Origin of the sequence: Kitasatospora sp. NPDC091257 (assembly GCF_044757675.1) — a bacterium.
In the GTDB taxonomy this organism is placed as follows: Bacteria; Actinomycetota; Actinomycetes; order Streptomycetales; family Streptomycetaceae; genus Kitasatospora; species Kitasatospora lactacystinica.
This window is the reverse complement of the sequence record NZ_JBIVVI010000728.1, coordinates 1-4,692: the sequence shown is the minus strand read 5'-3', so window position 1 is coordinate 4,692 and position 4,692 is coordinate 1. Positions and strand designations below refer to the sequence as shown.

Here is a 4,692-nt window from a genome sequence, read left to right as displayed (position 1 = left end):
CCCCTCTCGCGCCCTCCCCTCTCGCCCGCTCCCTCTCGCCCGCGTCCCGCTCAGCTGCTCGCCCTTCGCGCGCCTCCCCCGTCACGTCGACCCCGGATCGGCCATGCTCTCCTTCGTCCTGCGGCGGACCGCCCAGGCCCTCGCGGTCCTGGTCGCGGTCTCCGCCGCCGCCTTCGCCCTCTTCTACGCCGCGCCCGCCGACCCGGCCCGCGCCGCCTGCGGCCCGCGCTGCGACAGCGGGCAGGTCGCGGCGGTGCGCCAGAGCATGGGCCTGGACCAGCCGCTGCTCACCCAGTACACCGACTACCTGGTCGGAGTGGTCGCCGGGCGGGACATCGGCGACGTGGACGGCTCGACCATCCACTGCGACGCACCCTGCCTCGGCTACTCCTACCGGCTGCACCAGCCCGTCACCGAGGCACTGGCCGACCACCTGCCCGTCACCCTCTCGCTGACCGCCGGGGCGCTCGCCGTCCTGCTGGTGTTCGGTCTCGGCACCGGGTTCGTCTCCGCGCTGCGGCACGGGCGGCGGACCGACCGGCTGCTCTCCGGCTTCACCCTGGTCGGCGCGAGCGTGCAGATCTACTTCCTCGGGTACGTCGCGCAGTGGCTGCTGGTGTACTCCACCGGGCTGCTGCCGCTGCCCTCCTACACTCCGCCGGCCGACGACCCGGCCGCCTGGGCGGGCGGGATGCTGCTCCCCTGGTTCGTCCTCGGCTTCGTCAACTCGGCCGTGTTCGCCCGGCTTTCGCGCTCGCAGCTGCTGGAGACGATGAACGAGGAGTACGTCCGCACGGCCCGCGGCAAGGGTCTGGGACGGCTGCGCGCCCACCTGAAGTACACCTCGCGCGGCGCCGCCGGGCCGCTGGTGCAGCTGATCGGGCTGGAGGCCGGGGTGCTGCTCGGCGGAGCAGTGATCACCGAGACGGTGTTCGGGCTGAACGGGGTCGGACGGTTCGCCGCGGAGGCCGTCGCCGGGCAGGACCTGCCCGCCGTGGTCGGCGCGGTGCTGCTGGCCGCCTGCTTCATGGTGCTGTTCGTCGCGCTGGCCGACCTCGCGGTCGCCTGGCTCGATCCGCGTGTGCGGCTGAGCTGATGGGGAGTCCTTCGATGAAATCCACTGTTCCCGGGGACGGCGTGCGGCACGAAGGGGCGAAGGGCACCGCGGCGGGGAGCGACGAGCCGGTGCTGAGCGTCCGCGACCTGACCGTCGCCTTCGCCGACCCGCGCGGCGGCGCACCCGTGACCGCCGTCCGGAACCTCTCCTTCGACCTCGCGCCGGGTGAAGTCCTGGGCCTGGTCGGCGAGTCGGGCTCCGGCAAGTCGACCGTCGGGCTCGCCGTCCTCGGTCTGCACGACCCGCGCACCACCACCGTCACCGGCTCGATCCGGCTGGGCGGACAGGAAGTCGTCGGTGCCGAGGAGTCCGCGCTGCGCGGGGTGCGGGGCGGACGGGCCGCGCTGGTCTTCCAGGACGCGCTCACCTCGCTCAGCCCCTTCCACGGCGTGGGTGCCCAGCTCGCCGAGATGTACCGGCTGCACCACCCGGGCACGGGCCGCGCCGAGGCGGGCCGGCGGGCAGCCGAGATGCTCGACCGGGTCGGCATCCCGGCGGCCCGGAGCCGCGACTACCCGCACCAGTTCTCCGGCGGCATGCGCCAGCGGGTGATGATCGCGATGGCGCTGATGAACGACCCCCGGCTGATCATCGCGGACGAGCCGACCACCGCCCTGGACGCCCGCGTCCAACGGCAGGTCCTCGACCTGCTCGGCGAGTTGCAGCGCGAGCACGGGACGGCGGTGCTGCTGGTCAGCCACGACCTGGGCGTGGTCGCCGGGACGACGGACCGCACGCTGGTCATGCGCGGCGGGGCCGGGATCGAGTCCGCGCCGACCGCCGAACTGCTGGCCGCGCCGCGCGAGCCGTACACCCGGGCCCTGGTGGGCGCGGCGCTCCGGCTGGACTCGGTGCCGGGCACCGCCCTGCCGACGGTCGACGAGCCGACACCCTCGCGGACGTTCCGGCCGCGGACCGTCGAGCGCCCCGAGCGCTGGCTGGTCGAGGTGGACGACCTGTCCGTGCACTTCCCGGGGCGCCGGCGCTTCCCCGGCCTGCGGGCCGAACCGGTCCGGGCGGTCGAGGGCGTCGGCCTGCGGATCGCCCCCGGCGAGACACTCGGGCTGGTCGGCGAGTCCGGCTCCGGGAAGTCCACCACCTCGCGGGTCCTGGCCGGACTGCAACGACCCACCGGCGGAAGGGTGCTGTACGACGGCCAGGACGTCACCCGGCCCGACCGGGAGCTCCGGAGGCGGCTCAGCCGCGAGATCCAGCTGGTCTTCCAGGACCCGTACGCCTCGCTCAACCCGCGCCGGACGATCGGCCGGACCCTGGACACCCCGCTGCGCCTGCACACCTCGCTGGGCCCGGCCGAACGGCGGGAGCGCTCCGTCGAACTGCTGGAGCAGGTCGGGCTGGAGGCCGGGCACCTGGACCGCTACCCGCACGAGTTCTCCGGCGGGCAGCGCCAGCGGATCGGCATCGCCCGGGCGCTGGCCCCGCAGCCGCGGCTGATCATCGCCGACGAGCCGGTCTCCGCGCTCGACGTGTCGGTGCAGGCCCAGGTGCTCAACCTGCTGATGGAGCTGCGCGAACGGCTCGGCGTGGCGTTCCTGTTCGTCTCCCACGACCTCGCGGTGGTACGGCACTTCTGCGACCGGGTGGCGGTGATGCACCGGGGCCGGCTGGTCGAGTCCACCGACCGGGACCAGCTCTTCGAGGCGCCGCACACCGCGTACACGAGGGAGCTGCTGGCGGCGGTGCACTGAGACGGTCCGGGCCGCCCGGCGAGTGGCCCGGCGGACGGCTCGACGGACGGCCCGACGGACGGCTCGGCGGACGGCTCGGCGAGTGGCGTGGAAGTGAACGGGCAGGTCGTTCGCCGTTCGTTCGGCTGCGCCGGTCCGGCTCAAGACGCTAGCGTGCAGGCGATGTGACGTAGGAGACCCGAGCAAGGAATCACCAACCGAGGAGGCACATTTGTCGGACGACCTGCTCATCGCAAAGATCAACCACGGCTTCGATCACCTCGACGCCGACGGCGACGGCCTGCTCACCGAGCGGGACCACGTCCTGATGGGCCTCTCGGTGGCCCGCTCGCTCGGCCATCAGGAGGGTTCCGAGGCCGAGGCCGTGATAGTCCGCGCCTACCTGACGACCTGGCACGACCTGCACCTCGCCCGGCTGCCCGCCGGCACCGAGGCGATCACCCGTCAGCAGTTCGTCACCTCGACCGGCTCTCTCGCCGACGACCCCGAGGCCGCGCGCGAGATCCTCGGCGCGCTCGCCGAGGCCTTCCTCGCCGTCGCCGACGCCGACCGCAGCGGGACGGTGGACGCCGGTGAGTTCTTCGTCTTCCAGCGCGGCCACTTCGCCGGCCTCTCCCGCGACGACGCCGACGAGGCCTTCCGCCACCTCGACACCGACGGCGACGGCGTGCTCTCCGCCGCCGAGTTCACCACCGCGATCATCGAGTTCTGGACCAGCCGCGACCCGGACGCGCCCGGCAACTGGTGGACGGGCAAGCCGCCGTACGCCTTCTGAGCCGTACGGCGGACGGCCCTCCCCCGTGAGCCGGAAGCGCGGGGGCGGGCCACCGTTGACATCGTGGACGCCGTGGCCGTCACGACTGCTGTGAATGCCGTGGCCGCCGTGGCCGCCGTCCGGGGCGGTGGTGGTGGGCCGGGCTCACCTCCGAGCGGACGGCTCCTTCACCGGACGGGCCGGACTCCCGCCGCGCGACGAGCCGCCCGAACGCCGGCTGACGCTCACCACCAGGCAGACGCCCGCCACCACGATCGCGCCGCCCGCGAGGGTCGGGCCGGTCAGCGGTTCGGCGAGGATCAGCCAGCCCAGCAGCACCGCGACCACCGGGTTCACGTAGGCGTAGGTGGCGACCAGGGTCAGCGGGGCCGACCGCAGCAGCCAGGCGTACGCGGTGAAGGCGAGCAGCGAGCCGAACATCACCAGGTAGGCGAGGGCCAGCCAGGACCGCCCGGAGATCGTTCCGAGATCCAGCCCGTGCTGCTCTCCACGGCCCAGTCCGATCACCAGGTCGCCGACTCCGCCGACCAGCATCTGGTAGGCGCTCGCGGCCAGCACGTTGTCGGGCATCGGGATCTTCTTGGTCGCGAAGGAGCCGGTCGCCCAGAGCAGGGTGGCAGCGATGATCATGATCACGCCGGTCGGCTCGATCGACCCGCCGATCGCGGGCGCCGACAGGACGCCGAGACCGACCAGTCCGAGCAGCACCCCGGCCAGCTCGGCGGGCCTCGGGCGCTCGCCGCCGACCGCCGTGAGCACCACCATCCACAGCGGGACCGCGGCCACCAGCAGGGCGGCCAGCCCGGAGGGGACGGAGGTCTCGCCCAGGACCACCAGTCCGTTGCCCCCGGTCAGCAGCAGCAGGCCGACCAGGGCGGAGGAGGCCAGCTGCCGCTTGGTCACCTTCAGACCGGCCGGGCCCTGGCGCACCAGGAGGTAGCCGGTCAGCAGCAGGCCGGCGACGAGGAAGCGGGCGGCGGCGGAGAGGAAGGAGGGCATCGTCTCCACGGCGATCCGGATCGCGAGGTACGTCGACCCCCAGACGATGTAGACCACGAGGAGGGCCAGCCAGACCGCGCCGCCGAGGCGGG

At 73.6% G+C, this 4,692-nt stretch carries 4 protein-coding genes; 3 read left to right on the top strand and 1 reads right to left on the bottom strand.

Annotation, left to right across the window (positions count from 1 at the left end):
* The 3 genes from ACIQOV_RS28295 to ACIQOV_RS28285 form a co-directional block, all read left to right on the top strand.
* A partial coding sequence (locus ACIQOV_RS28295) for an ABC transporter permease (RefSeq protein ID WP_401053243.1) occupies positions 1-1,096 on the top strand: 1,096 nt, incomplete at its 5' end.
* A 14-nt stretch (positions 1,097-1,110) separates the two neighbouring features.
* Complete coding sequence (locus ACIQOV_RS28290) at positions 1,111-2,826, top strand: dipeptide ABC transporter ATP-binding protein (RefSeq protein WP_401053241.1); 1,716 nt, start codon at positions 1,111-1,113, stop codon at positions 2,824-2,826.
* 211 nt (positions 2,827-3,037) lie between these two features.
* Complete coding sequence (locus ACIQOV_RS28285; RefSeq protein ID WP_359901645.1) at positions 3,038-3,601, top strand: EF-hand domain-containing protein; 564 nt, start codon at positions 3,038-3,040, stop codon at positions 3,599-3,601.
* 144 nt (positions 3,602-3,745) lie between these two features.
* Here ACIQOV_RS28285 and ACIQOV_RS28280 read toward each other — a convergent pair.
* Positions 3,746-4,692 (bottom strand): EamA family transporter (locus ACIQOV_RS28280; protein WP_401053238.1); only part of this gene is annotated, 947 nt, incomplete at its 5' end.

Coding starts and splice junctions, on each gene's coding strand:
- ACIQOV_RS28290 (WP_401053241.1), top strand. CDS start 1,111: ATGAAATCCACTGTTCCCGGGGACGGCGTGCGGCACGAAGGGGCGAAG.